Origin of the sequence: Nocardia iowensis, assembly GCF_019222765.1 — a bacterium.
GTDB lineage: Bacteria > Actinomycetota > Actinomycetes > Mycobacteriales > Mycobacteriaceae > Nocardia > Nocardia iowensis.
In genome coordinates this window covers 8,328,754-8,353,820 of the sequence record NZ_CP078145.1, presented here as the reverse complement: position 1 = coordinate 8,353,820, position 25,067 = coordinate 8,328,754, and the positions used below count along the sequence as shown (strand labels likewise).

The window sequence follows — 25,067 nt, the reverse complement described above, 5'->3', positions numbered from 1 at the left end:
ATTGACCCGTGCCGCACACTAGAGGCGTGACCGTCGAATTACTGGTTCTCCTGATCGTCATCGTCACGGCACTCGCATTCGATTTCACCAACGGCTTCCACGACACCGCCAACGCGATGGCGACCTCCATCGCCACCGGCGCGCTTCGGCCGCGCGTCGCGGTCGCGTTGTCGGCGGTGCTGAATCTGATCGGCGCGTTCCTTTCGGTAGCCGTCGCCGCCACGGTGGCCAAGGGCATCGTCCGCCTCGATGCCGTGCAGGGCCACGACCTGTTGATCATCGTATTCGCCGGCCTGGTCGGCGGCATTCTGTGGAACTTGCTCACCTGGCTGTTCGGCCTGCCGTCGAGTTCCTCGCACGCACTGTTCGGTGGCCTGATCGGCGCCACCCTCGCCGCGCTCGGCTGGAGCGGCGTGATCTGGGCGGCCGGCTCGGACGGCGTGCTCACCAAGATCATCCTGCCCGCCGTGCTCGCGCCGATCGTCGCGGCGCTGGTGTCGGCCATCGGCACCTGGCTGGTCTATCGGATCACGAACAAGTCCGATCCCGACAAGGTGGAGGCGGGCTTCCGCTGGGGCCAGATCGGTTCGGCCTCGCTGGTCTCGCTGGCGCACGGCACCAATGACGCGCAGAAGACGATGGGCGTCATCTTCTTGGCATTGGTCGCGCACGGCTCGCTCACCAAGAACGACGAGATGCCGCTGTGGGTGATGGCGGCGTGTGCGGTCGCCATCGCGGCGGGTACCTACCTCGGTGGCTGGCGGATCATCCGGACGCTCGGCAAGGGTCTCGTCGAGATCGAATCGCCGCAGGGTCTGGCCGCCGAATCCGCGTCGGCGGCGATCATTCTCACCTCCGCCCACTTCGGGCTGCCGCTGTCCACGACGCAGACCGCCACCGGTTCGATCCTGGGCACCGGGCTCGGCAAGGGCGCCGAGGTGCGCTGGGGCGTGATGGGGCGGATGGTGGTCGCGTGGCTGTTCACTCTGCCGCTTGCCGGTCTGGCCGGTGCGGTGTGCTGGGCGATCGCGCACGTCATCGGCGGGTTGCCGGGTGTGCTGGTGGTGTTCGTGATCCTGCTCGCGCTGTCGGCGCTGATGTATCTGCGGTCCCGGCGGGATCCGGTCGACACCAGCAACGTCAACGAATGGCCGGGTGACACGCCGGTCGTGGCGACCGATCCGGCGGGCGTTGCGAAGGCCGGTGATTCCGGCCGCGAGGACAGCGGCGGTGGCTCCGCGGAACCGGGCGAGCCGACCCGTCGGGACGCCTCTGGTAAGAGCGGGGCCGCGTCGGCCGAACCAGGCAAGTCGAGCCGGTCGGCACAGGTTTAGGGAGGAGGAGACGTGCACACGCTCATCACGAATCTGAACTCGCTGTGGCGGGTGGCGCTGGCCGGGTTGGTGCTCGGGGCCGGGCTGCCGATGGTGTTCGCGGTCGGGGTCCGGTTCTGGTCGTTGGCGGAGACGGTGTCCGCGGACGGCCGTGTCGTGCAACGCAATTACCCCGCGCTGGCCGTCGCGTTACTGTGCTTCGGACTGATCGTGGCGGCGATCCTGACCGGGATCCTCTATACGGCAAAGGCTTTCATCGCCGCACGATTCGGCATTCATCTGTTCGGACAGTCCTGAAGGGCACAACGTGACCGATCACTCCGCAGAGCTCAGGCCGAAGGTGCTCGGCCGGATCGTCGGCTGGCTGCGCGCCGGCTACCCGCAGGGGATCCCGCATTCCGACTATGTCGCCCTGTTCGCGGTCCTGCACCGGCATCTCACCGATTTCGAGGTGGTCGCGATCGCCGAGGAACTGGCGGCGTCGAACCCGGACAGCAAGATCACCCACGCCGAAATCGAGGACGCCATCGCGCGAGTCGCGAAGGAGCAGCCCGACGACGTCGACGTCGCCCGCGTGGCTTCACACCTCGCGGCGGGCGGCTGGCCACTCGCCGACCCGCCTACCGACGCCGACTGAACGAGAAGCGTTCGCCGATGCCACCTTTCCTGAACGCCATCATCGACTGGCTGCGGGCCGGATATCCGGACGGTGTCCCGGAGGCCGACTACATCCCGCTGCTCGCCCTGCTCCGCCGCCGTCTCTCCGATGACGAGGTCCGCCAAATCGCCGCGGAACTGAGGGGTTCCGGCGATCTCCCGGCCGACAAGACCGACATCCAGGTGATGATCACCAAGGTCACCAACGAAATGCCATCGGAGGCGGACGTTTCCCGCGTCCGAGCCCGGCTCGAGGCGCGCGCTTGGCCCCGAGACGACTCGGCCGACGACCGCTGACTCGGGATCAGGTGTCGTAGGTTCGGGGGCCGCCGAGGTAGGGGAGGCGGCGCAAGCCCGCGGAGACTTCGAAGGCGAGGTCGTGGTAGCCGAGGGCGAGTTCGGCGAGGCGTTCCCAGGCGTCGTGGACCGCCCATTCCGGTGCGCCGGACAGGCTTTCGTGGGCGCTGGTGGAGAACTGGGCGAGGCGGTCGACGATCATGCCGACGGTTTCGGTGTGCATGTGCGCACCACAGTGTGCGGGCGGGAGTTCGCTGGCGATCCAGCGGTCGATGGCGAGCACCAGCCGGGCGCGGTGCCCATCGATGTCCACGGTCGCTCCGGGGCGCAGGCGTGCTCGTCGTACGTGCAGTGTCGCCAGCAGGTGCGTGGATTCGAGGAGTGGATGACCGTTGCGCGGTGCGGTACGGCAGGCCGCGAGGAGCAGCTCTTTGGACGGAAGTGGTTCCATATTGATAACCCCCTGATGTGAATGTTGATGCTGGACATGAGATATGGAGCAAGTTCGGCGGGTATGCCTACTGCCGCGTAGGCGGTGGAGCGGGGTCACTCGGTGATGCGGATCGTCGGGCGGACCGAGTACGCCGGTCACCCGCGGTGGTGGAACAAGGTGGTCAAGGGATACGTCCCCGGACGCTGGCGGCACCAGATCGTTTGGTGAGGTCCGGCCTCAGCGGTGGTGCCGACCCGCCGGGCGAGGTAGTAACCGATACCGCTTGGACGACGGTGTCTCCCACGGCGTTTCGATAACGGCCAATCCGATCGCCTCCAGCGCCGTAAGCCCCACTCGCCGCGCCAACTCATCCATCAGCGAAACCGCCTCCGCCACTTGAATAGCCGCCGTAGCCTGCTCCGTAGTCAACATCCGACCCCGCAGATACGACACCACCCAAGCATCCGCACTGACCCGCCGAGCCTGATGCGCCGTCCGATCACTGACCATCCAGCCGCTACCGATGACATGCACAGACACGCGAACCCCCTCGTTCCCACCGTGCGGGCTTGGTTGAGGAGTCCCGCCTGTGATGTGTGACACAGCCACTATAGGGTCGTAAACTATACAAGTCAATTTAGGGCATTTAGGTGCGGAGAGTGTTGGCTGTACTATTCGCCCATGGCCCTGTCACCTGCGGTTGCGCTCTGGGAACTGGCGCTCCGGCTGCGACAGCGGCGGTTGGAGTTGGGCATCGGAGCCGCCTCGATCACCAAAGCCCTCGAGGTATCGCCGGCCTACTGGTCGCACATCGAGAACGAACGCAACCTGCTGCCGAAGGGCAAGCTCGAGCAGTTGTTGGACATCCTGGAGATCGACGACACCGAGCAGAACGAGCTGATGGAGTTACGCGAGGCGGCGAGAGGACGCGGGTGGTGGACGAAGTACACCACCCTGTTCGGTGACCTGTTGCTCCGCTATTACGGTCTCGAATCCGGCGCGCAGACGATTCGCACCTACGAAAGTGTGCTGATGCCAGGCCTTTTGCAGGGCGAGGAGTACATACGCGCGCTGATGGTTTCCCCGGTGGCGACGGTTCCGGCGGTCGAGGTCGATCAGCGCGTCGAGGTTCGCTTGCGGCGACAAGAACGTTTGGCCGGCGCTGACCGCGTCCAGTTGACGGTAGTGATCGGCGAAGCGGCGCTCACCCAGCAGATCGGTGGTCCAGGGGTGCTCTATCGCCAACTGTGCTATCTGGCGGAAGCCATCCGTACGCACCCCGACAATGTGGACCTCCGAGTGATTCCGTTCGTCTCCACCGGAACGATCTTGGCTGGCTCCACATTTCATTTGCTCGACTTCGAGAGTCCTCGTCTCCCGACCCTCGCCTGGCACGAATCGGCAGTGTTCGGCGAGCTCTATGTCGATGATGTGGACAAGAAGGAGACCCGGGTCCGTGACCTTCGGTTCCTGTACGAACGCGCCCGATCGCTTGCGCTGGGCCGGGACGAATCCTTGGATCTGATCGAAAGTTCAGCAGCTCGACTAAAGTCGTTGTTGTGAGTTCCGCCGATCAGGTCTCCACCGGCACGGGCTGGTTCAAGTCTTCTCACTCCGGTGACACCCAGACTTGCGTCGAAGTGCGATTCGACGGCGATCGAGTCCTAGTGCGCGATAGTAAGTATCAAGGTTCACGAGCCTCCCAGCCCATTCTCACGTTCACCAACGCCGCCTGGTCTGTCTTCATCGCCCACCTCTGAAACCCCGCGAGTAGCACATGGCTGCGGCGAAACACGAGAAGACCACTCCATGGTGTGCCACTCGCGTTTCGCAGGGCTCCCAGGGGACTCTCAGCTCGGCTGGGGGGACCACCCAGGTGGGGTCGGCAGGCTGAGTGCGTCGGAATCACCTCACTACTCCGACAACTCGCCTGGTGGGCCACCTGCCCTGGCCCACCATCCCCCGGCCGGTGGCGCCCCTCCCTCGCCCGCGCCGCCGGCCGCCTAACCCCATGCCGAGCGGGACATAGCTCGTGATCTCCGCGGGCTTCCCGTTGGGCGCCTGGCTGGAGGGCAGTCGCCTCGGGTGGGTGGGGCTGGTGACGCGAGTTTCCTAAGGGACTCTCAGGGCAGGTGGGGTGAAGTGCTCAGGTGGGGCAGGCATGGTGGGGTTGTTGGTTTGGTTGGTTCCTAGCACCGGTGGATCGGCTGCCCCGGTCCACCGCACCCCGCGGTCGGCGGCGTTGACTCCTGGCGTCGCCGACCGCTCCTCTTCTGACACGAACGGAGACCTACCTCCGGCGAACCACCAGGCGAACCCCACCCGGTCTCGGTCAGGTCCCGTTGGGCGAAGGTTAGGGGGCTAGGAGGTGGAGGAAGTGGACTACCTCGGTGTGGATTGCGGTGCGGGCGGGGGTCAGGTATTTGCGGGGGTCGGAGAGGGTGGGGTCGGTGGCGAGGGTGGTGCGGATGGCCTCGGTCATCAGGACGTTGAGGCGGGTGGCGATGTTGACCTTGGTGATGCCGTGTTCGACTGCGGCGCGCAGGCCTTCGTCGGGGACGCCGGAGGAGCCGTGCAGGACGAGGGGGACGGGGACCTTGGCGGCGAGGTGGGCGATGAGATCATTGTCGAGGGTGGCGGTGCGGGTGTGCATGGCGTGCGAGGAGCCGACGGCTACGGCCAGGGCGTCTACGCCGGTCGCGGCGACGAATTCGACCGCCTCGTCGGGATCGGTGCGGACACCGGGGGCGTGCGCACCGTCTTTGCCGCCGACCTCACCGAGTTCGGCTTCGACGTGAACGTCGCGGTCGTGGCACCAGCGCGTGATGTCGGCGGTGGTGGCGACGTTGGCGGCGTAATCGAGGGTGGAGCCGTCGTACATGACCGAGCGGATGCCGAGATCGACTGCGGCGCGCACCAGTTCAGGGCTGGTCGCGTGGTCGAGGTGGACCGCGATGGCGGCCGTGCTGTCCGCCGCGATGCGCAGGCAGGCGAGGGCCAACGGAGCCAGGTTGCCGTGATAGATCGCCGTGTTCTCCGAAAGTTGCAGCACCACAGGCCGGTTCGCCGATTCCGCCGCCGCCGCGATGGCCTCCGCATGCTCCAAGGTGATCACATTGAACGCACCGAGCCCACCCGGCCTCGCGGAAGCGATCAAATCGGCAACAGGCGTCAGCGGCATAGGTATCTCTCCTGAAAACTCAACACGCCCGACTGCTCGACAAGCACATTCACGGGGCGGTTTCTTGGCGGGTCGGTAGGTCGAGTTGGGTGACTCGGACGGTGGGGGCGATGCGGGTACGTAGGCAGCGATCTATTTCACCGGCGACGGGGATTACCACGGCGGCGGCGGAGGTGGCTACGGCGTCGGTGAGGATGGCGGGCCAGTCGGGGACGGGGTCCGAGGTCAGGGCCGCGATTACCGCGGCGGTGGCGGAATCGCCTGCGCCGGTGGGGTTTCCGGCAAGGGGTTGGGGGAGGGCGGCGAACCAGGCGCCGTCGGCGGTGACCGCGACCATGCCGTCGGCGCCGCGGGTGGCGACGACGGCACGGACACCGCGGTCGATCAAGGGCTTGGCGGCGGTGACGACCTCGTCGGCGGTGGCGGGCTTGATGCCGGTGAGGCGTTGTAGCTCATCGCCATTGGGCATGAGGATGACGCCGGGAACCTGAGCGGCCAGGCGCAGAGCCTCGCCGTCGACATCGCAGATGGTCGGCACGTCGGCCGCGATGGCGGTGCGGGCGATCTCCGCGGGCAGCGACGCCGCGATCCCGCCGGGCAGCGACCCGGAGATGACCAGGCCATCGATCTCGGGCATCATCCCCGCCACCCGGACCGCGAGTTGTTCGGCGGCGTGCGGATTGGAGACGCGGGCGCCCGGCTCCCACAGTGCGGTCGCGGTGCCGTCTTCGGATTCGCTGATCACCACGGTCCGCCGGACCCAGGGCAGCGCGTGCACGAAGTCGACCGGCATCTCCAGCTCGGCGGCGGCTGCGAAGGCGTGGTCGGCGAAGCCGGTTGCCCTGGCGTATTTTCCGAGCTGATTCAACACCCGCGTGACATTGATGCCCTTACCGCCGATGCGCTGTTCGACCGAGCTGACCCGATGTGCCTGACCGCGCTCGAAGTGCTCGACGCGATAGGTCATGTCGTAGGCAGGATTCATCGTCACGGTGAGGATCACGACAACCACTGTCCTCGTCTGAGCACCCGGCGCAACTGGAGATTCGTATCGACTATCAATACGTCGGCGAAATCGCCCTTTCGCAGGTCGCCCACCTCGGTCAGTCCGATGGCCGCCGCCGGGGTAGCCGTCGCCGCCAGCACGGCATCGGCCAGTGGCACACCGGACTCGCGCACCGCACGCGCCACACAATCGAGCAACGTACTGATGCCGCCCGCGATCGAACCATTCGCGATCCTGGCGACCCCTTGGCGCACCGTGACCGACTGCGGCCCGAGTTGATATTCGCCGTCCGTCAGCCCGGCCGCCTGCATGGCATCGGTGATCAGCGCGACCCGCCCTGGCGCGGTCGCGAAGACCAGCGCGGCGAAACCGCCGTCCACATGCACCCCGTCACCGATCAGCTCGACCGTCGCGTGCCCCGCCGCGGCAGCGACCAGGCTCGCTCCGACCGGGCCTGGCTCGCGGTGGTGCAGTGGCGCCATACCGTTCGCCAGATGCGTGACCAACGTGCCGAAGCCGTTGGGCCGCAACGCCTTCAGGAACGAGGTGTAGTCGGCGTTGCTGTGTCCCAGCGAAACCACCACACCGTGCTCGGTAAGCCGTTGCGCGACAGCGTCATAGCCGGAGCGCTCCGGCGCCAGGGTCATCACCCGCAGGTGTCCGCCGCCGGCAGCGAGCAGTTGATCGGTCAGTTCCAGATCCGGATCGCGTAGGAAACGCGGATCCTGCGCCCCGCACCGCGCTTCCGACAGAAACGGCCCCTCGGCATGAATACCACCGAGAAACCCCGCCGCCGCCAACTCCCGCAACACGGCAGTCTGCTCGACCATGTCCGCGGCGGCCCCGGTGACCACGCTCGCGACCACGGTCGTCGACCCGCTCGCGTGATGAAATTCCGCCGCCGCCCGCGCTTGCGCCGCGTCGACGGTATCGAACCGATGCCCGAATCCGCCGTGATTGTGAATGTCAACGAGCCCCGGCAGCAGCGTCCCCGAAAACGTGGGTTCGGCCGAATCCGGATGCGCCGCAACCCACTCCGCGAACGGCAGCACGGCCCCGATCCGTTCGCCGACGATCGAGACCACGCCGTCGTCCAGCTGAGCGCTCGCCGACACCACACGCCCGCGAATCACCAGTTCGGTATCGGTCACCACGCGGACATCCCCTTGCTTCGGATACCGCCGAGTGCAACGGACGCGCCGATCATTCGAGTGCTCCCTGCCGGGCGAACAGCGCGGCTCCCGCCAACCCCGCACGGGCGCCGAATTCGCCGAGCACCACCTGCGGCGCGGGAACAAGCCGGAGCCGGTCGGCAATGGCCCGGTGCAGCGGTTCGGTCAGCGCGGCACCGGCCCCCGCCAGTCCACCCCCGAGGATGACCAGTTCCGGGCATGCGGCGTGGACGATGCCGATCAGGCCGTCGGCGAGCGCGTCCACCGCGTCGGCGAGCACGGCCGTGGCGTCAGGGTCGGTATCGACGAGGGCGAATACTTCTGCCGCACCGCTGATTTCGCGGCCGGAACGACGGGTGTAGGCACGCGCTATCGAAGCACCGGAGGCTATCGTCTCGACGCAACCGGTGTTCCCGCACAGGCAGGGCAGCCCGTCCGCGCGAACCGGAATGTGACCGTATTCGCCGACCTGCCCATAGCTGCTACGCAGCAGACGCCCGCCAACGGACAGGGTGCCCGAGATTCCGGTCCCGAGGATGACCACGCACACGTTGTCGTATCCGCGCCCGGCACCGACGCGCCATTCGGCCCAACCCGCCACGGCCACATCGTGTTCGATCAGAACCGGGATGCCCCAGCGATCACTGAACCGGTCGCCGACCTTCACATCCCGCCAGCCGACATTGCTGCTGAACACCGCGATCGACCGCACGGTGTCCACGATGCCCGGCAGTACAACGGCCGCCCGGCCCACTCGGCTTCGCAGCTCTGCGGTCAGTTCGGACAGCAGCTGGTCGCCCAACGCCCCCATGGCCTCGAACGCGGCCTCGCCCTGCGGCGTGGCGACGGTACCGACGGCGAGCACTCGGCCTGCGGCATCGGTGATTTCACCCTTGATGGTGGTGCCACCGACATCGAGACCGAGCACCAGCGCGTCATCGGCCAACGCGTCCGGCTGCGGCAAGACCGCAGCCGTCGGTTCCTGCGCCGTTCCCATACTTCGCACAGTAGTTCCCGGTGCCGGGAACGGCGCGATACCAGGTATCGCGGTGGGGTCGGGTTTCACCGGGCCGGTCCGATCACTGGTCGAGGACGACCGAGCGATTGAGCCCACGCGGGTGGTCGGGGTCGAGACCGAGATCGGCGGCGCGCAGTACGCACAGCTGATGGATTCGGACCAGGTCGGCCATCGCATCGATGTCGCGGTGCTCGAAGTGCGCACCGGTGCCGGCGATGTCGGCGGCGAAGTTCGGCACCAGCGGGCCGAAGGCCCACACCGCCCGACCCGGCGCGGAGATGGCGATCGGGCCGTGCCGGTACTCGGTGGCCAGGTAGGACTCGGTCCAGGACTGGCAGGATTCGCGCAGCTTCAGACCCGCTTCCTCGGCGATGGCGGCGGCGAAGCCCATGCCGACGAAGCTGATCTCCTCGGCGTGCCGGACGTTCGCGAGCGATACCGCCGGATCCTCGGCGAGCACCGCGCGGGCTTGCTCGATCACCGGGGCGAGGTCTTCGCCCAGGTGCCAGCGCAGGATCGCCAGGGTGGTGGTGGCGAAGCGGGTCTGCACCACCGACTCCTCGTCGACCTCATCGATCAGGATCGGGTCGCCGAGCTCGAGCACCGGGGTGCCTGGGCTGGAGCAGATGACGGTGCGCGGAATGTGTGCTGGGATGTCCCGCATGGCGTTGACCACCTCGGTGGTCGTGCCGGAGCGACAGATCACCAGGTAGCGGTCGTAGTCGCGGCCGTAGCGGACCTCGCTGGCGGGCCAGGCGTCGGTCAGACCGTGGCCTGCGCCCTCGCGCAGCGCCGCGATCGCTTTGGACATGAACAGGGAAGTGCCGCAACCGATCACGGCCACACGCTCGCCCTTGTGGGGGAGGATGTCGCGGTGCTCGGCGGCGATCGTTTCGGCGCGCGCCCAGTCGTCAGGCTGGGTGGCGACCTCGTTGGCCAGATGGGTCACGGGCGTGGGTTCGGCGGAGATCGGCACAACAACAGAATCCGCCCGGTGATCGTTCATGTCAAATTTACGAGCGAATCGGTCACATACGATCAAGGTTGGGTCTATGTTGATAGTCGGTCGATCAGTTCGATCCCATCATCGGCTGTCCAGTGGCGCCGGGTGTGCAAATTTGAAAGGTTCTACTCGTGAAAAGACCACTCCACGGCGTGCTCGCGGGGGTCGCGATGGTCACCGGCCTTGCGCTGGCGATCTCGTCCTGTGGGTTCGGCTCGAAAGATTCCGCCGACTCCGACACCACGATCAACTTCCTAGCCCCGGCCTACAGTGACGGGGCCACGGGTACGAAGGCGCTGTGGGACGGCATCATCGCGGACTTCCAGAAGAAGAACCCCGATATCACGGTGAACCTGCAGATGGAGTCGTGGAACTCGATCAACGACGTGGTGCGCACCAAGCTCCAGTCGAAGTCGACCACGCCGGACATCCTCAATATCGACGCCTACGCCAGCTTCGCCAATGACGGAATGCTCTACCCGGCGACCGAAATCGTCTCCCCGCAGGTGCTTTCGGACATCCAGCCCGGCTTCGCCAAGAACGCGTCGCTGAACGGAACGCAGTACGCGCTCCCGCTGTTCGCCTCGACCCGCACCCTGTTCTACAACACCGACCTGTTCGCCAAGGCCGGCATCGCCTCGCCGCCGAAGACCTGGGCCGAGCTGACCGACGCGGCCAAGAAGATCCAGGCGCTCGGTGGCGGTGTCTCCGGCTATGGCCTGCCGCTCGGCAGCGAGGAAGCCCAGGGCGAGACGTCCATCTGGACCTTCGGTGCGGGTGGCTCCTGGTCCGACGGTGACAAGATCACCGTCGATACCCCGCAGAACCTCGAAGGCGTGCGCGCGATGCGTGAACTCGCCGATGCCGGTGTCACCCAGCCGAATCCGGGCGCGACCGACCGCAAGGACGTCATCAACGCGTTCATCCAGGGCAAGATCGGCATGATCGAGGGCCTGCCCCCGACCATCGGCCAGATCACCGCGAAGAACCCGAGTCTGAAGTACTCGACCGCGCCGTCGCCGACCAAGTCCGGCACCCCGGTGACCCTCGGCGTGGCCGATCATCTGATGGCATTCAAGAAGGACGGCAAGAAGACCGAATCGATCAAGAAGTTCCTCGACTTCTTCTACAGCGCCGACGTCTACGCGAACTTCGTGTCGAAAGAGGGCTTCATCCCGATCACCAACAGCGCGGCCGCCAAGCTGGCCTCGGATCCGGTGACCAAGGCGTTCGGTTCCACTCTCGCGGTGGCACAGTTCTACCCGAGTAACAACGCGAAATGGGCTGCGGCGCAAGGCGCGATCCGGCAGCAGATGGGCACCATCGCACAGGGCACCGACCCGGCCCAGGTGTTGCAGCGTATTCAGGAAGCCGCGAAATAGCGTGCGACGGAAAGGAACTCTGGCGGCGATCCCGTGGATCGGACCCTCGCTGGTCCTGATCGCGGCGATCGTCGCCTTTCCCGCCTGCTACATGGTGTGGACCAGCACCAGGGATCTGACCGATTACGGGCAAGACCGGGGCTCGGCCGGACTGGACAACTTCCGCGCCCTGTTCGAGATCAGGGAACTGGGTTCGGTCCTGGTGCACACGGTGATCTGGGTTGTCGCCGTCGTACTGATCACGTTGGTCCTCTCGGCGGGGCTTGCCCAATTCCTGAACAAGGACTTCCCTGGCCGCACCGCCGTCCGGATGGCGGTCCTGGTGCCGTGGGCCGCCTCGGTCGTGATGACGACGACGATCTTCTACTACATGCTGGATCCGGATGTCGGCATCGCCAACCGGTTCCTGGTCGATATCGGTCTGCTCGACCGGGGCTTCGGCTTCACCAAGCAGCCGACGCCCGCGTTCCTTGTCGCGATCGGTGTCGCGGTGTTCGTCTCGATCCCGTTCACCACCTACACCATTCTCGCTGGACTGCAATCCATTCCGGCCGAGATCAGTGAGGCGGGCCGGGTCGACGGTGCGAGCGCGTGGCAGCGCTACCGCTTTCTCACGCTGCCGCAGCTGCGTCCGGCGATCGCGGTGGCGACCATCATCAACATCATCAACTCGTTCAACTCGCTGCCGATCCTGCAGGTGATCACCGGCAGCATCGCGGGCTTCCAGTCCGACACCACAACGACGTTGATGTTCAAGCTGATCCGGCAGAACCAGGAGATCGACACGGCGGCGGCGATGAGCGTGCTGAATTTCGTGCTGATCATCGTCATCATCGCGATCTACGTGAAGGTGATCCGGCCGACCCAGGAGGTCGACGGATGACCACCGAGGCGGACGTGACGTACATCGAAAAGGTCACCGGCGCGGTACAAGTGGCCGAATCGGCCGAACGCCCGGGGGTGCGAACGAAACGGCGGCGCTGGGAACTCACCGCGGTCGGCGTGGTGCTCGCCACGCTGTTCCTGCTGCCGTTCATCGTGATGGTGCTCGGCTCACTGAAGAACCGGGCCGAAATCCTGCGCATCCCACCGACATACATCCCCGAGTCGTGGCATCCGGACAACTACGCCACCATGTGGGACACGCCGGAGACGCCGCTGCCGTTCAACCTGGCCAGCACGATCATCATCTCGGTGTGTGCCACGGTGCTGGTCTTGCTCGTCGCCATTCCGGCGGCGTATTACACAGCGCGGCATAAGTTTCCGGGCCGGGCGGTATTTCTCGGCCTGGTGCTCGTCACCCAGATGTTGCAGCCGACGGTGCTGGTCACCGGTCTGATTCGGGAGTTCTTCGCGATCGGCATCAACGACACCTGGCTGGCGATGATCCTGGTGAACGCGGCGTTCAACCTGTCGTTCGCGGTGTGGATTCTGCACAGCTTCTTCGCCTCCATTCCGGTGGAGATCGAGGAGGCCGCGCAGTTGGACGGGCTGAGTCGCTGGCAGATCCTGGTCCGGGTAAGCCTGCCACTCGTGTGGCCCGGCATCGTCACGGCCACGATCTTCGTCGTGGTCTCCTGCTGGAACGAGTTCGCCGCCAGCCTGGTGGTGCTGACCACCCCGGAGAACCAGCCGCTGTCGGTGGCGCTGACCAAGTTCATCGGTCAGTACGACACCTCCTGGCAATACGTGTTCGCTATCTCCACGGTCGGCATCATCCCGGTCGTGATTCTGTTCGCGCTCATCGAGAAGCGCCTCGTCGCAGGCCTGACCGCAGGCAGCGTCAAGTAAGTCGATCCGGCGGGTGGTGTGCGATGCCACCCGCCGGGATCGCGCTGTGCACCGAACCACTGTCTGAGTCTGGACTTCTTACCGGGCTTCTGAAAAGATCCCTTACCAATAAGGGTCACGGTCGGTAACGGGAAGGCACTTCGATGAGCGTGCGCAATGGTGGGCGCGTTGTCGTCCTCGGCGTCATCGCGCTGATGACCGCGTGGATGACACTCGGTTCGGGGCAGGCGACGCCAGAGGAGCCGGCGGGCGTTCGAGTCGAACCCGCTCCGGCGTTGACCCTGCCACCTGAACTCGACGACTTCTACAAGCCTGCCGCCGGGCTCGTCGCCGCGGCACAACCCGGCGAGATCCTGCGGGCGCGGGCGATCTACCCGGCGTTCATGGGCATCTTGCAGCTGAATGTCGATGGCTGGCAGTTGCTCTACCGCACCACCAACAGTCACGGTGAGCCGATCGCGACGGTCACCACGATCCTGAAGCCGCGCGGCCCGGCGCCCGCGGGCGGATCGAAGCTGTTGTCCTATCAGATCGCCGAGGACAGCGTGGCGCAGTACTGCGCGCCGTCCTACGTGATCCAATCCGGCGCCATCCCGGTCGACTACGTGAACGCGGCCGAAACCCTCATCCCCATCGCGGCCGGTCTCGGCCAGGGCTGGACCGTCTCCATCCCCGACTACGAGGGACCGAATTCGGCCTACGGCGCCTCCCGAATGAACGCGCAGGCCACCCTCGACGGCATTCGTGCGGCGGAGAACTTCGCGCCCGCGCAGTTGAACGGACCGAGCACGCCGACGGCACTGTGGGGCTACTCCGGCGGCGCTATTCCGTCGTCGTTCGTGCCGGAGATCAAGGACAGCTACGCACCCGAGCTGAATATCGTCGGTGTGGCAGCAGGCGGTGTGGCACCCGCAGATTACGAAACTTTGGTACGCCACAACAACAATGGCGTCTATGCCGGACTGGTCTCGGCTGCATTCGTCGGCATCGCGACCGAATATCCGGAGATGCAGCGCGTGCTCCGTGAGCGGGTCGATCTCGTCGGCCAATTCGTCTTCGCGTCCAAGAAGATCCTGTGCCATCCGCAGGGCGCCACGTTGTTTCCCGGCTTCAACTACATGGGCACCTTCCAAGGCGGTGATCCGTTGTCGCTGCCGGCGATCAGGGACGCGATTGCGGACAACTCGCTCGGTCAGCGGACACCGACCGTGCCGATCTACTTCTATCACGCCCAGAACGACGAGTTGATTCCGATCGGCGGCACCGACGCAGTGGTTGACAAATACTGCCGTGAAGGCGCGCCGAGCGTCACCTACGTCCGAGAATTCGCCGCGGAACATATCTCCGGCGTTGTCTCGCATGTGCCCGGCGCCTTCTCTTGGTTGAAGGACCGGCTCAACGGCGTCGCGGCGCGGGAAGGCTGCTCGATCACCAGTCCGGTCAGCACGATCCCCGATCCGCAGTTCGGTCAAGGCCTCTCCGAGATCTTGCCACCCATGGCGCAAGCCCTCGTCGGGCAGGCCATCGGCCAGCGGAAGTAGCCGATCGAACCCGGCACGGACCCATGTCTGTGCCGGGGTGGCGGCCGTCTCGCGGGGTAGCATCTAACGGTGGCACGGCGGGAAGAGGAAGCGAAGGACGGTCGCAGCTATGGCGGACTGTCCAGGGAGCAGCGGGTGGCGCAGCGGCGAACGCGATTGATCGACGCCGCGCTCGAATTGTTCGGAACCCAGGGCTACGCAGCCACTTCCATCGAACGCCTGTGTGCGGTGGCCAATGTTTCCACGCGCAGCTTTTACGAAGATATGGGCAGCCGTGAGGCGTTGCTGATCGCGTTGGTCAATCGGATCACTTCACGCGCGGTCGAGCGGGCATTGGAGGCGCTGGCGGAAACCGTCGGCGAGCCGATGTCGACCAGGGTGGTCCGCGGCTTCGGTGCTTACCTCGCGGTGACCTGTCAGGATCATCGCTCCGCCAGGGTTTGCTATGTCGAAGTGGTCGGCGTGAGTCAGGCGGTGGAGGATTGGCGCAGGGAGCAGCGACGCCTGCTTTCCTCGCTGATCATCAGCGAGGCGGAGCGCGCGGTCGAGCGCGGCGAGACCAAACAGCGGCGCTTCGATCTTTTCGCCATCGCGGTGATCGGCGCGGTGAACTCGCTCGCCCAGGAATTGGTGCAGAGCACCCTGCCCGATTCGGTGATCGGCCTCGATGAGATATGCGAGGAGATTGCGTATTTCGTGAATTCCGGGCTCGCGCTCACCTGATCTGAAACCCGCGGAATCGGCTGGGGCTACGCTCGGCCAGTCATCTGAAAAGATGTCTTGCCGAATTGTGTGGAATCTCTTACAGTCGTGTTCGGCCTCCCTTGTTCGAGGGGGTCGACGATTCTCGGGACGGAGTGTTCATGTCCTCCATCGGAAGTGCGGTTCGCGCGCTGATGGTCAACCTGCATTCGGTGGGTGTGCTGCAGCGCGCCGGTGTACTCGATCTGTTCGCACCGGCTGATCTCGTGCGTGCCTCCCGCGCGGTCCGGCAGTTCGGCGGCATCGCCGGACCGGTCCGGATGTCGGCGCGGCGGGAACCCGATCGGGTGGCGGTGATCGATGAACTCGGGCCGCTCACCTATCGGGAGCTCGAGGCTCGCGGGAATGCACTGGCCCGTGGATTCACGGCGATCGGTCTCGGGCCGGGCGACACGGTCGCCGCGCTCATCCGGGACCGGCGCGAGTTGGTCGACACCATGCTCGCCGCCGCCAAGATCGGCGCGCGGCTGGTGTTGCTCAATACCGGATTCGCTGGTCCGCAGCTGGCCGATGTCGCGGTACGGGAAGGGGTGAATGCCGTGGTGTACGACCAGGAATTCACCGAGCTGCTGCGTGTGCTGCCGCCGGAGGTGCGGCGGGTGCTGGCAGTGTACGACGGCGTCGAAGGCGACGGCATCGCCACCGTCGACGAGCTGATCGCGAGCAACGATGCGTCCGAGTTGGCTCCACCGCCACGACAGGGCGGGTTCGTGCTGCTGACCGGCGGCACCACCGGGACACCGAGAGGTGTGCCGCGCGAGGTCAAGTCACCCCTCGCGGCGGCCGCGCTCCTGGAACGGATTCCGTTGCGCCGCAACCAGACTCTCGTGCTCGCAGCGCCGCTGTTCCACGGTACGGCGCTGAACCAGTTCATCCTGTCGCTGTCGCTGGCCTCTACGGTGGTGCTGCACAGGCGATTCGATGCCGAGCAGACGCTCGCCGATATCGCTACACATCGAGCGCAGGTGCTGGTGCTCGTGCCGACGATGCTGCGTCGGATACTCGACCTCGGCCCAGAAGTCTTGGCCGAGTACGACACCCGCAGTCTGCGCATCATCTTCAGCGCGGGCTCTGCGCTGCCCGCCGCGCTCGGCGACGCGGCCACCGACGCGTTCGGCGATGTGCTGTACAACTTCTACGGCTCGACCGAGGTCGGCGTCGCCGCCATTGCCACACCCGCGGATTGGCGTGCGGCGTCCGGGACGGTCGGGAAGCCGCCCACGGTGTGCACGGTCCGGCTCTACGACGAAAACGGCGAGGTGGTCACCGAACCCGGCAGGCGGGGCACCATTTACGTGCGCAGCCTGCTGTCCTTCGCCGGTTACTCCGGTGGCGGCAACAAGGGCAGCATCGATGGCCTGCTGTCCTCCGGCGATGTGGGGCACTGGGATTCGGCCGGACGGCTGTTCATCGACGGACGCGACGACGACATGATCGTCTCCGGTGGCGAGAACGTTTTTCCCGGTGAGGTCGAGGAGTTGCTGTACGCCCATCCGGCCATCGCCGAGGCGGCAATCGTCGCGGTGCCGGACGACGAATTCGGTCAGCGACTTGCGGCTTTCGTGGTGCGGCGGCCCGATCACCAGCTCGATGCCGACGCGGTCCGTGCCCACGTGAAGGCGAACCTGGCCCGGTTCAAGGTGCCTCGCGACGTCACCTTTGTCGATGAACTCCCGCGCACCAGCACCGGAAAACTGCTACGACGCGACCTCACGGCGAACTAACGAAAGTCTTCTGGCCCAGACAGTAGACATGGGGCCAGTTATCTGAAAATATATCTTACCAATACATCGAGCGTCAGCGATCGGCGGATGGCCGCCAACGCTGTCATCGATCCAGAACATCACGGTGAGCAGGCACGATGCGGGTCCCCCGAGTAATGACGACGATCGCTGGTTGTTCGACGTACCGGCCGATCCAAGGGCGACACAGCACTGTTCGGGCGACGAGGAGTCTGTTCCGAACCGCCGTGTCGGTGGGCGTTCTCGTCATCGCCGTTGTCCTGCCGATGGCTGCGCCGCTCGCCATCGCCGACCCGCCGTCCACTGTTGACCTTCCGAAGGCCAACCCCCGCACCGGATTACCCGAGGGGTGGAATCCGGGTCCGGAGCGCTACGGGGTCGGCGAGCAGAAGAACGTCGAACTCCCGATGGCGGATGGCGTGGTGCTGCGCGCGGACGTGCGCTACCCGACGGATGCCGTGGGCGCGCCCGCGGCGGGTCCGTTCCCGATCGTCCTGACCCAGACGTCCTACGGCAAGGACAGTGCCGGGTTGATGCGGCTGCTGTCCTACGAAGGTCTCGGTCCGCTCTTGCAGAATGCGCTGCCTTCGGTGATCGACGTGGCCAAGCAGGTCAGCGATGCCGCGGGGTACGGCGACTATTTCGTCAAGCGCGGCTACATCAGCGTGATCGTCGACATTCGCGGCACTGGATCGTCCGGTGGTCAGTGGAGCATCCTGCAGCCGCAGGAGCGCGAGGACTCGAAACGGGTGATCCACTGGGCGGCCGAGCTGCCCAACTCGACCGGGGAAATCGGCCTGTGGGGTCTGTCGTATCTCGGCATGAGCGAACTCTTCACCGCCGGTGTGCTGGAACCGGATTCGCCGGTCAAGGCGCTGTTTCCGTTGATGCCGGGCAACCACGCGTTCCAGGACCTGTTGGGGCACGACGGTTTCTACAACATCGCCTTCCTCGCCTCCATGCTGCAATTCCCGATCACCTTGCTGCCGCAACTGGCGCCGATCCTCGGGTTGTACCGGGAACCGGACAAGCTGACGAGCGTCTTCGTCGATCACTTGATCTCCCACTTCCGGCCGGACGGCACCTGGCCCTCGGTGTTCAACGCGCTGCTCGACGGTGACAAGGCGTACAACAGTCCGTACTGGGAGTCCCGCGCGATCGATAATGTGGTGGAACAGATTGCGGCGAACGACATTCCGACCTACCTGGTCGGTGGGCAGTACGACCTGCTGCAGGACGGAACACCGCGGACCTTCGCCGGATTGCAGAATGCCTATGCCGGGCGGTCGCGCCATGGGCCGATGCCCGCGACCGCACCATCCAGCGGGCGATTCCAAATGCTCGTCGGCCCTTGGTTTCACGTGCAGCCCGGCGTGCAGCGCAACACCGATATCGATATGCACGCCATCCAGCTGGCCTGGTTCGACAGGTGGCTGAAGGACGACCGCAACGGTATCGATGAGACGAAGACGCCGTTGCACGCCATCGACCTCAACGGCAACGTGATCGAGAGCGCTACCTATCCGCTCCGGGAAACCCCCACGCAGCACCTGTATCTGGAATCCGACGGGCGCCTCACGCCGGACCGACCTGCGGCCCAAACAGGTTCGGATCGAGTGACCTTCAGCCCGGTCAATGGCGGAACCATCTGCAACTCCTCGTTCTCCCGCAACTTCTCCGGCGTGTACGAACTGCTCGCCACGATGGCCGGTGTCGACGATCCGTGCGGCCAGTTCCCCGCGCACCCCGATATCCCTGGGCTGCTGGACAACCCGCAGTACACGACTGCTCCCTTCACCGAACCGACCGTGCTTGGCGGGCCGATCGGCGCCACGCTGTTCGCCGTATCGAACACCCCTGCCTCGGCATTCAGCGTGACCGTGCAGGACATCGCGCCGGACGGCACGGCCACCGCGTTGACCGATGGCCAGCTCGCCGGAAACTTCCGCGCGCTGGACGAGGAGCGGACGTGGCGCGCCGAGGACGGCAGCGTGCTCGGCGCGTTCCACCCAGGTACCAGAGAATCCTTGCTACCGGTGGTCCCAGGGCAGGTGACCGAATACAACGTCAAGGTTCGCCCGGCCTTCCATGTGTTCCAGCCCGGCCATCGTTTGCAGGTGACGATCGGCTCCGGCGACGCGCCGACCCACATCCTCAATCCGAAGGACTATCCGGCCCTGCTCGGCGGCGTCTATGACATCCAGCGCACCGAAGGGGCCGCCTCGTTCCTCACGGTGCCGCTGGCCGGAGTCTCGCAGACTCGGCGGTAGCCGGCTTGGCATTGCCACAGCGGAATCTCTACGGTCGGCAGCGTGCCTGTGATCAGATTGTCCGCGTGCCTAGAAAAACAGCAGGTCGGCATGTGGCTATCGGCGGTGTGAGATGACCGGACCGACCGACCGTCCCCAGCGGTGGAACCGGCTACTCGAACTGCTCGCCGAATCCGGTCGGCTCTCGGTGGAGGAAGCCGCCGAGCGTCTCGGCGTGTCCTCGGCGACGGTCCGCCGCGACTTCACCGCCCTCGCCGAACAGCAGTTGGCGACCAGGACGCACGGCGGTGTGGTCGCGACCTCGGTCGCCTACGACCTGCCCGCCCGCTACCGGCAGACCAGCGGGGAGGCCAAGCAGCGCATCGCGGAACACGCTGCGTCACTGGTCGATCCGCGCGCGGTCATCGCGATGAACGGCGGCACCACCACCACCGCGGTGGCACGGGCGCTGGCCGGTCGCACCGACCTGGGCATGACGGGCGACGAGCAACTGACCATCGTCACCAACGCGCTCAACATCGCGGGCGAGATGGTGCTGCGTCCGCACATGCGCACCGTCGTCCTCGGTGGCGTAGCCCGCCGCGAGTCCTACGAACTGCACGGCCCGCTCGCCGAGCGCGCGCTGGCCGAACTGCGCCTCGACGAACTGATCCTCGGCGTGAACGCGATCTCCGCCGAGGGCGGCGCCCAATGCAGGCATATCGATGAGGCCGGGGTGACCACCGAGATGGTGCGGCGGTCCGGACAGGTCATGGTGGTGGCCACCGCGGACAAGCTGGAACGGACCGCCCTGGCCAGGATCTGCAGCATCGAGCAGGTCCACGTGCTGGTCACCGATACCGACGCGGACCCGGCGGCAGTGGCGGCGATACGCGCCACGGGGGTCCGCGTCGACGTCGTCTAGGCAGCCGATCGTCGCGCGGCACCGGTTTGAACCCGCCTGCGCCGGGCATGTCCGAGGCCATGACCACTGAACCCGGTACGAACCCGACCGATGCTGACGAGACCGACCGCGACGACGTCGACCAGCCGGATGCGACCGCGGACGCCCCGGCCAAGACCGAGGATCAGGCCGCGCAAATGGACTACGAGGGCGATACCCCCAACTAGTCACAGCAGCTATAGCGAACAGCCCGTCAGGCCTTCGGTGGCCAGGCGGGCTGTTGGTGTTCGCGGGGGACCGGTCAGCCCGTCGACCCGTTGACCGGGTCACGGTGTCTCACTAGTCTGAATGGGACAGCACGTCCCACATGATTGTGTAGGCAAGGTGAGCCCGCTATGGCCGATGTCGATTCCGCCGATTCGAAAGCTGATTCCACGCTGCACCCGCCCCGCTGGGCACCGACGTTCATTCGATGGCACAACACACCGGTCAGCTGGTGGCAGTCGGTGCGATTGTCGTTGGGCATCATTCCGCGGGTACGCGACCACACCGTGCTCGACTACGTGACCGCATTTCCCGGACCGGACGATGTGGTGGTTGCCCGCGTACCGTTCGCCAAATTCGTTGTGGTGCAAAGCCCTGAGCTGGCGCGGCAGGTGCTGGTCACCAATCAGAACAACTACACCAAGAGCCCCGACTACGACATGCTCGCGGTGGCCTTCGGCCGCGGACTGGTGACCGATCTCAATGATGAGATGTGGCAACGCAATCGGCGGCTGGTGCAGCCGATCTTCGCCAAGCGCAATGTGGACAATTTCGCGCCGGTCATGGTGGAAGCGGCGCGCGATGCCGTCGCGCGGATCCGGGAGCTCGCCGCGTCCGGCGACGCGATCGACGTCAACGCTGAAATGAACCGTCTCACTTTGGATATCACGTCGCGCACCATGTTCGGCACCGACATCACCGGTCCGATGTCCGAGGTGGTGCTCTCCCGACTATTGCGGTTCTTCGGACGCGGCTTCATGACCAACCTCAGTCACCCGATCCATCACCTCGGGACCTGGGTGCACAAGCACGGCCGCCATCGCGACGATGCCGCGAATTCCCGGCTGCCGATGCGCATCATGCGCGCGGCGGGCTGGGTGGTCGAACCGCGCAGCATGCGCGACCTGCGCCACGCCGAGCGGGTCGTGGACGGTCTCATCGCCGACCATCGCAGCGGCCGGATCGACCGCAAGGACAACCTCCTGGCGCTGCTGATCGACGCCTCCGATCCGGAAACCGGTTACCAGTACACCGATCAAGAGATCCACGACGAGTTGATGACCTTCATCGGCGCGGGCATGGAGACCACCGCGACGGCGCTGGCGTGGGTGTGGCAACTGCTTTCCGAGCATCCCGAGGCCAGGCAGCGGCTGCACGACGAGGTCAGCTCGGTACTCGAATCGCGTCCGGCGACCGCCGCCGACCTGGACCGGCTGCCGTGGACGCAGGCGGTCGTCGCCGAGACCATGCGGCTGCTGCCACCGGTCGTAGGACTGGCCAGGACGGCCAAGGATCACGACGTGCTCGGCGGCTACCCGATCAAGCCCGGTACCACGGTGATCACCCTCATTCATGGTGCGCACCACAACAAGCGGGTGTGGGACCGCCCGGAGGAATTCGACCCGAGCCGGTATCTGCCGGAAAATCTGGAGCGCGCGCACAAGCGGGCCTCGATGCCGTTCGGGGCCGGCAAAAGGATGTGTGTCGCTTCGGGATTCGCCAGCATGGAGGCCGCCCTTGTGGTCGCCACCTTCGCTCAGCACCTGCAATTCGACGCGGTCTCGGCGCAGCGAGTGCGCCGCCAGAACTCCTTCACCGGCGGTCCGGACGGCCCACTGCTGATGCGGCCCCGGTTCCTGGCGGAACTGGAGCGCGCGGACACCGCCGTATAGTCGGAACGGTGAAGCCGCCCGCCCACCTGCGTAGCCGTCGCAGGCGCGCGGGCGGACAGCGCTGGGACGAACACAACTCGACCCGTCAGGCGCAGATCCTCGAGGCGGCCGTCGCGCTGATCGAGCAGAACGATCCGAACGTCGAGGTCTCCATCCAGCAGATCGCCGAGCGAGCCGGTCTGGCCCGCTCGGTGGTCTACCGGCAGTTCGACAATCGCGAAGACCTGGACTCGCGCGTGCGGGAGTTCATCCTGGAACGGTACGTGGCCGAGGTCGAGAAGGTCCTCGTGCTCGATCCGGCCAAGACGCTCGAGGACATCATCCTCGACGTGATGCGCACCGTGGTGCGCTGGGCCGCCGAGCATCCGAAGTTGTATCAGTACGGTCAGAGCGGCACGGTGCACGGGCACGCGGCCGGGGAAACCAGCCTCACCATCGGCAGGCATCGCGTCGCCGAGACACTCTGGCAACAGGTTTCGTCCTGGAGCGGAGTCCTCGGCATCGACGTGCTCCCGTACCGTCCGGTCGTGTACGGGATCGTGGGGCTGGTCGAAGGCATGGTCACCGAATACATCGGCACCCCAGCCGATTCCGAACGCCCCGATCAGGAGGCCATAGCCCGCCTGCTCGCCTCGTCGGTCTGGCACCTCTACGCGGGCCACGCCGCCGACCGCGGCTACCAGTTCGACCGCTCCGCCACCATGGGCGATTCCCTCGCCAAACTCCTCGCCGACGCCGCGGCGCAACGCGACTGAAGCCCGGCGGGCCCGCCACGACCTTACCGGCTAGCGCGCGGACGCCACCGGCAACGGATCGGGTGTGACCACCGGCCGAATGCTGCGCATCCAGACCACGAAACCCCAGGCCACGAAGCCCGCGTAAATGAAGTACAGCGTCGCCGACGGGTAGTAACCCGCCCGCACCAACAGCGGGATGCCGACGATGTCCACCGCGATCCAGATGAGCCAGAACTCGGCGAGGCCGCGGGCCATGCCGTAGGTGGCCAGTACGGAACCGGTGAAGATCCAGGCCTCGGCCCACGGGCCGTAGGAGCCGATCACCGCGAAGAGCTGCGCGAAGACTGCGGTGCCAACGAGCATGGCGGCGACCAGGACCAGGCGTTCGCGATTGCTCGCCCAGCGCGGGTCCACGCCGCGATGTTCGAGGCCGGTTTCGGCATTGGCGTGGCGATACCAGCTCCACCAGCCGTAGAGGCTCACCGCGATGAACATCAGCTGGCGTCCGGCCTGGCCCGCCATGTTCAGCTGCTGCGGGGTGTTGAAGACGCCGCCGACGAAGACGGTGAACAGCAGTGCGTTCCCGGCGACGCCGATCGGCCAGGCCCAGACCCGCCGTCGCATGCCGCCGAGCGCGGCGGCGAAGCCGAAACCGTTGCCGATCACCTCGCGCCAAAGGATCTCCGAGCCGGCGATGTGCAGCTTGGCGTCGAGCAGCGCGAGGAACGGGTTCACCTGTGGTGCAACCAGCGCACCGACCCATCTCATCCATCGGCGGGATATCGGCTCGCACCGAGGCAAAATCGCCGATCCGCGGTCGGGCCGCGTACCGATGGCGCAATCCGACGCCGATGGCTACTTCCGGGAAGCCGGGTTCGGCCTTTAGATACCCATTCCCACCACGGTTTTCAGCGGCGGCGGTTGGCTGGTGGCGCGCAGCGAATGCCGCCCGGACTGTTCGGTCCTGGCGGCGAGCAGTTCGGCGGCGATCGCGACGGCGATCTCGGCGGCGGTGCGCGCCCCCACCGCCAACCCGGCCGGGGAGTGCAGTCGGGCGAGCGTCGCTTCATTGAAGCCGCCCGCCCGCAGGTCTTCCATCCGCTGGGTGTGCACGGTGCGCGAACCCATCGCGCCCAGGTAGCCGAGCTCGGGTAGTCGCAGTGCGACGGTGAGCAGCGGGATCTCGAACTTCGGGTCGTGCGAGGTGACAACAATGGCTGTGCTGCCGTCGATTTCACCCGCCGCGGAGAGGGTGTTCAGATACCGGTGCGGCCAATCGACGACGACCTCGGCGCCGGGGAACTTCTCCGGTTTCGCGAAGTTCTCCCTGGAGTCGCAGATGGTCACGCGGTAGCCGAGCAGCTTGGCTTGCACGGTCAGCGCGGCGGCAAAAGAGTTGGCGCCGAAGATGATCAGCCGCGGCGGCGGGGCGAACGACGCGACGAACACATCCGAGTCCGGCAGGGCGAGCAGCTCGGTGGCGTGGCGCTTGTCGGTGATCAGGTGCTGGCCGATCAGATCCGTATCGGAATTCCACACGACGGTGAACACGGTGATCCGCCGGTGCGCCGCGATCTCGGCGGCAACGAGCGGAAACTCCGGAAAGTGCCTGCGCGAGAACGGTTCGGTGAACACGTCCATCATGCCGTCGCGGTCCGCGCTGCCTTCCACGCCGGTAGCCACACCGTAGCGGTGCATCGCGCGCCGACCCGTGCGGGCAGCTTGCAGCACGGCCTCGTAGGCGATCTCCTCGAGCCCGCCGTCGGTGACCGCGCCGTAGACCCCGCCGTCCGGATCGACCAGCATCGCCGAGCCGACCGGTAAGGGTGCCGAGCCCATCGTGCGCACTATGGTGGCCAGCCCTCCGGTTCGCCCGGAATGCCATACCCGCAATAGGTCGTCGACGATGTCCCGCATCAGC

The 25,067-nt window shown here is 66.1% G+C and carries 26 protein-coding genes; 17 read left to right on the top strand and 9 right to left on the bottom strand.

Going from position 1 to position 25,067, the window contains the following annotated elements; all coding sequences use genetic code 11:
* Positions 1-26 precede the first annotated feature (26 nt).
* From KV110_RS38580 to KV110_RS38565, 4 genes are read left to right on the top strand one after another with little or no spacing between them, the layout of a single operon-like run.
* Positions 27-1,334, top strand: a complete 1,308-nt coding sequence (locus KV110_RS38580) for an inorganic phosphate transporter (protein WP_246634225.1) — start codon at positions 27-29, stop codon at positions 1,332-1,334.
* A gap of 12 nt (positions 1,335-1,346) precedes the next feature.
* On the top strand, positions 1,347-1,631 hold the full coding sequence (locus KV110_RS38575; RefSeq protein WP_218472032.1) for a hypothetical protein: 285 nt from the start codon (positions 1,347-1,349) through the stop codon (positions 1,629-1,631).
* A 10-nt stretch (positions 1,632-1,641) separates the two neighbouring features.
* On the top strand, positions 1,642-1,971 hold the full coding sequence (locus tag KV110_RS38570; protein ID WP_218472031.1) for a DUF3349 domain-containing protein: 330 nt from the start codon (positions 1,642-1,644) through the stop codon (positions 1,969-1,971).
* A 17-nt stretch (positions 1,972-1,988) separates the two neighbouring features.
* Positions 1,989-2,288, top strand: a complete 300-nt coding sequence (locus KV110_RS38565) for a DUF3349 domain-containing protein (RefSeq protein ID WP_218472030.1) — start codon at positions 1,989-1,991, stop codon at positions 2,286-2,288.
* Positions 2,289-2,295: 7 nt separating this feature from the next.
* Here KV110_RS38565 and KV110_RS38560 read toward each other — a convergent pair whose 3' ends face one another.
* Both KV110_RS38560 and KV110_RS38555 read right to left on the bottom strand, forming a co-directional pair.
* Positions 2,296-2,739, bottom strand: coding sequence for a DUF4254 domain-containing protein (locus tag KV110_RS38560; protein WP_218472029.1), 444 nt, complete (start codon positions 2,737-2,739; stop codon positions 2,296-2,298).
* Between the two features lie 219 nt (positions 2,740-2,958).
* Entirely contained in the window at positions 2,959-3,261 is a 303-nt protein-coding gene (locus KV110_RS38555; RefSeq protein ID WP_218472028.1) for a hypothetical protein, read from the bottom strand.
* A gap of 141 nt (positions 3,262-3,402) precedes the next feature.
* On the opposite strand from KV110_RS38555, the gene KV110_RS38550 reads away from it, so the two are divergent.
* Together KV110_RS38550 and KV110_RS41890 are read left to right on the top strand one after the other, a co-directional pair.
* A complete protein-coding gene (locus KV110_RS38550; RefSeq protein WP_218472027.1) occupies positions 3,403-4,284 on the top strand; it encodes a DUF5753 domain-containing protein in 882 nt (293 codons plus the stop codon).
* Positions 4,281-4,481 carry a DUF397 domain-containing protein gene (locus KV110_RS41890; protein ID WP_218472026.1) on the top strand — a complete coding sequence of 67 codons (201 nt, stop codon included), beginning with the start codon at positions 4,281-4,283 and terminating at the stop codon, positions 4,479-4,481. Before KV110_RS38550 ends, KV110_RS41890 begins: the two co-directional genes overlap by 4 nt.
* Positions 4,482-5,074: 593 nt before the next feature.
* Here the strand turns inward: KV110_RS41890 and KV110_RS38540 are convergent.
* The 5 genes from KV110_RS38540 to KV110_RS38520 all read right to left on the bottom strand — a co-directional run bounded on the left by KV110_RS38540 (position 5,075) and on the right by KV110_RS38520 (position 10,104).
* A complete protein-coding gene (locus KV110_RS38540; protein ID WP_218472025.1) occupies positions 5,075-5,902 on the bottom strand; it encodes a class II fructose-bisphosphate aldolase in 828 nt (275 codons plus the stop codon).
* A 49-nt stretch (positions 5,903-5,951) separates the two neighbouring features.
* Complete coding sequence (locus tag KV110_RS38535; RefSeq protein WP_218472024.1) at positions 5,952-6,905, bottom strand: hexose kinase; 954 nt, start codon at positions 6,903-6,905, stop codon at positions 5,952-5,954.
* The gene (gene nagA / locus KV110_RS38530) at positions 6,902-8,059 is read right to left on the bottom strand and encodes an N-acetylglucosamine-6-phosphate deacetylase (RefSeq protein WP_246634224.1); all 1,158 of its coding nucleotides are present in this window, start codon (positions 8,057-8,059) and stop codon (positions 6,902-6,904) included. The genes KV110_RS38535 and nagA overlap by 4 nt, the downstream gene beginning before the upstream one ends.
* A 52-nt stretch (positions 8,060-8,111) precedes the next feature.
* Positions 8,112-9,077: an ROK family protein gene (locus KV110_RS38525; RefSeq protein ID WP_246634223.1), complete on the bottom strand. Its 966-nt coding sequence runs from the start codon at positions 9,075-9,077 to the stop codon at positions 8,112-8,114.
* Between the two features lie 82 nt (positions 9,078-9,159).
* The gene (locus KV110_RS38520; protein ID WP_218472022.1) at positions 9,160-10,104 is read right to left on the bottom strand and encodes an SIS domain-containing protein; all 945 of its coding nucleotides are present in this window, start codon (positions 10,102-10,104) and stop codon (positions 9,160-9,162) included.
* A 128-nt stretch (positions 10,105-10,232) separates the two neighbouring features.
* Between KV110_RS38520 and KV110_RS38515 the strand changes: the two genes are divergently transcribed.
* The 11 genes from KV110_RS38515 to KV110_RS38465 all read left to right on the top strand — a co-directional run bounded on the left by KV110_RS38515 (position 10,233) and on the right by KV110_RS38465 (position 23,164).
* A complete protein-coding gene (locus KV110_RS38515; RefSeq protein WP_246634222.1) occupies positions 10,233-11,483 on the top strand; it encodes an extracellular solute-binding protein in 1,251 nt (416 codons plus the stop codon).
* A 1-nt stretch (position 11,484) separates the two neighbouring features.
* The gene (locus KV110_RS38510; protein ID WP_218472021.1) at positions 11,485-12,366 is read left to right on the top strand and encodes a carbohydrate ABC transporter permease; all 882 of its coding nucleotides are present in this window, start codon (positions 11,485-11,487) and stop codon (positions 12,364-12,366) included.
* Positions 12,363-13,274, top strand: coding sequence for a carbohydrate ABC transporter permease (locus tag KV110_RS38505; RefSeq protein WP_218472020.1), 912 nt, complete (start codon positions 12,363-12,365; stop codon positions 13,272-13,274). The genes KV110_RS38510 and KV110_RS38505 overlap by 4 nt, the downstream gene beginning before the upstream one ends.
* A gap of 143 nt (positions 13,275-13,417) precedes the next feature.
* Positions 13,418-14,815 carry a lipase family protein gene (locus tag KV110_RS38500; RefSeq protein WP_218472019.1) on the top strand — a complete coding sequence of 466 codons (1,398 nt, stop codon included), beginning with the start codon at positions 13,418-13,420 and terminating at the stop codon, positions 14,813-14,815.
* A gap of 69 nt (positions 14,816-14,884) precedes the next feature.
* Entirely contained in the window at positions 14,885-15,538 is a 654-nt protein-coding gene (locus tag KV110_RS38495; RefSeq protein ID WP_218472018.1) for a TetR/AcrR family transcriptional regulator, read from the top strand.
* A gap of 140 nt (positions 15,539-15,678) precedes the next feature.
* Positions 15,679-17,301 carry an AMP-binding protein gene (locus KV110_RS38490; protein ID WP_218472017.1) on the top strand — a complete coding sequence of 541 codons (1,623 nt, stop codon included), beginning with the start codon at positions 15,679-15,681 and terminating at the stop codon, positions 17,299-17,301.
* A gap of 251 nt (positions 17,302-17,552) precedes the next feature.
* A complete protein-coding gene (locus KV110_RS38485; protein WP_218472016.1) occupies positions 17,553-19,589 on the top strand; it encodes a CocE/NonD family hydrolase in 2,037 nt (678 codons plus the stop codon).
* Between the two features lie 112 nt (positions 19,590-19,701).
* Positions 19,702-20,493 carry a DeoR/GlpR family DNA-binding transcription regulator gene (locus KV110_RS38480; RefSeq protein ID WP_218472015.1) on the top strand — a complete coding sequence of 264 codons (792 nt, stop codon included), beginning with the start codon at positions 19,702-19,704 and terminating at the stop codon, positions 20,491-20,493.
* Positions 20,494-20,552: 59 nt separating this feature from the next.
* Positions 20,553-20,699 (top strand): hypothetical protein, encoded by a 147-nt coding sequence (locus tag KV110_RS38475; protein WP_218472014.1) that lies wholly within the window; start codon positions 20,553-20,555, stop codon positions 20,697-20,699.
* A 168-nt stretch (positions 20,700-20,867) separates the two neighbouring features.
* Positions 20,868-22,409: a cytochrome P450 gene (locus KV110_RS38470; protein ID WP_218472013.1), complete on the top strand. Its 1,542-nt coding sequence runs from the start codon at positions 20,868-20,870 to the stop codon at positions 22,407-22,409.
* An 8-nt stretch (positions 22,410-22,417) separates the two neighbouring features.
* Positions 22,418-23,164 carry a TetR/AcrR family transcriptional regulator gene (locus tag KV110_RS38465; RefSeq protein ID WP_218472012.1) on the top strand — a complete coding sequence of 249 codons (747 nt, stop codon included), beginning with the start codon at positions 22,418-22,420 and terminating at the stop codon, positions 23,162-23,164.
* Positions 23,165-23,194: 30 nt separating this feature from the next.
* On the opposite strand, the gene pnuC is transcribed toward KV110_RS38465, so the two are convergent.
* Positions 23,195-23,914 (bottom strand): nicotinamide riboside transporter PnuC, encoded by a 720-nt coding sequence (pnuC, locus tag KV110_RS38460; protein WP_218472011.1) that lies wholly within the window; start codon positions 23,912-23,914, stop codon positions 23,195-23,197.
* Between the two features lie 114 nt (positions 23,915-24,028).
* The gene (locus tag KV110_RS38455; RefSeq protein WP_218472010.1) at positions 24,029-25,063 is read right to left on the bottom strand and encodes an XdhC family protein; all 1,035 of its coding nucleotides are present in this window, start codon (positions 25,061-25,063) and stop codon (positions 24,029-24,031) included.
* Positions 25,064-25,067: the final 4 nt, after the last annotated feature.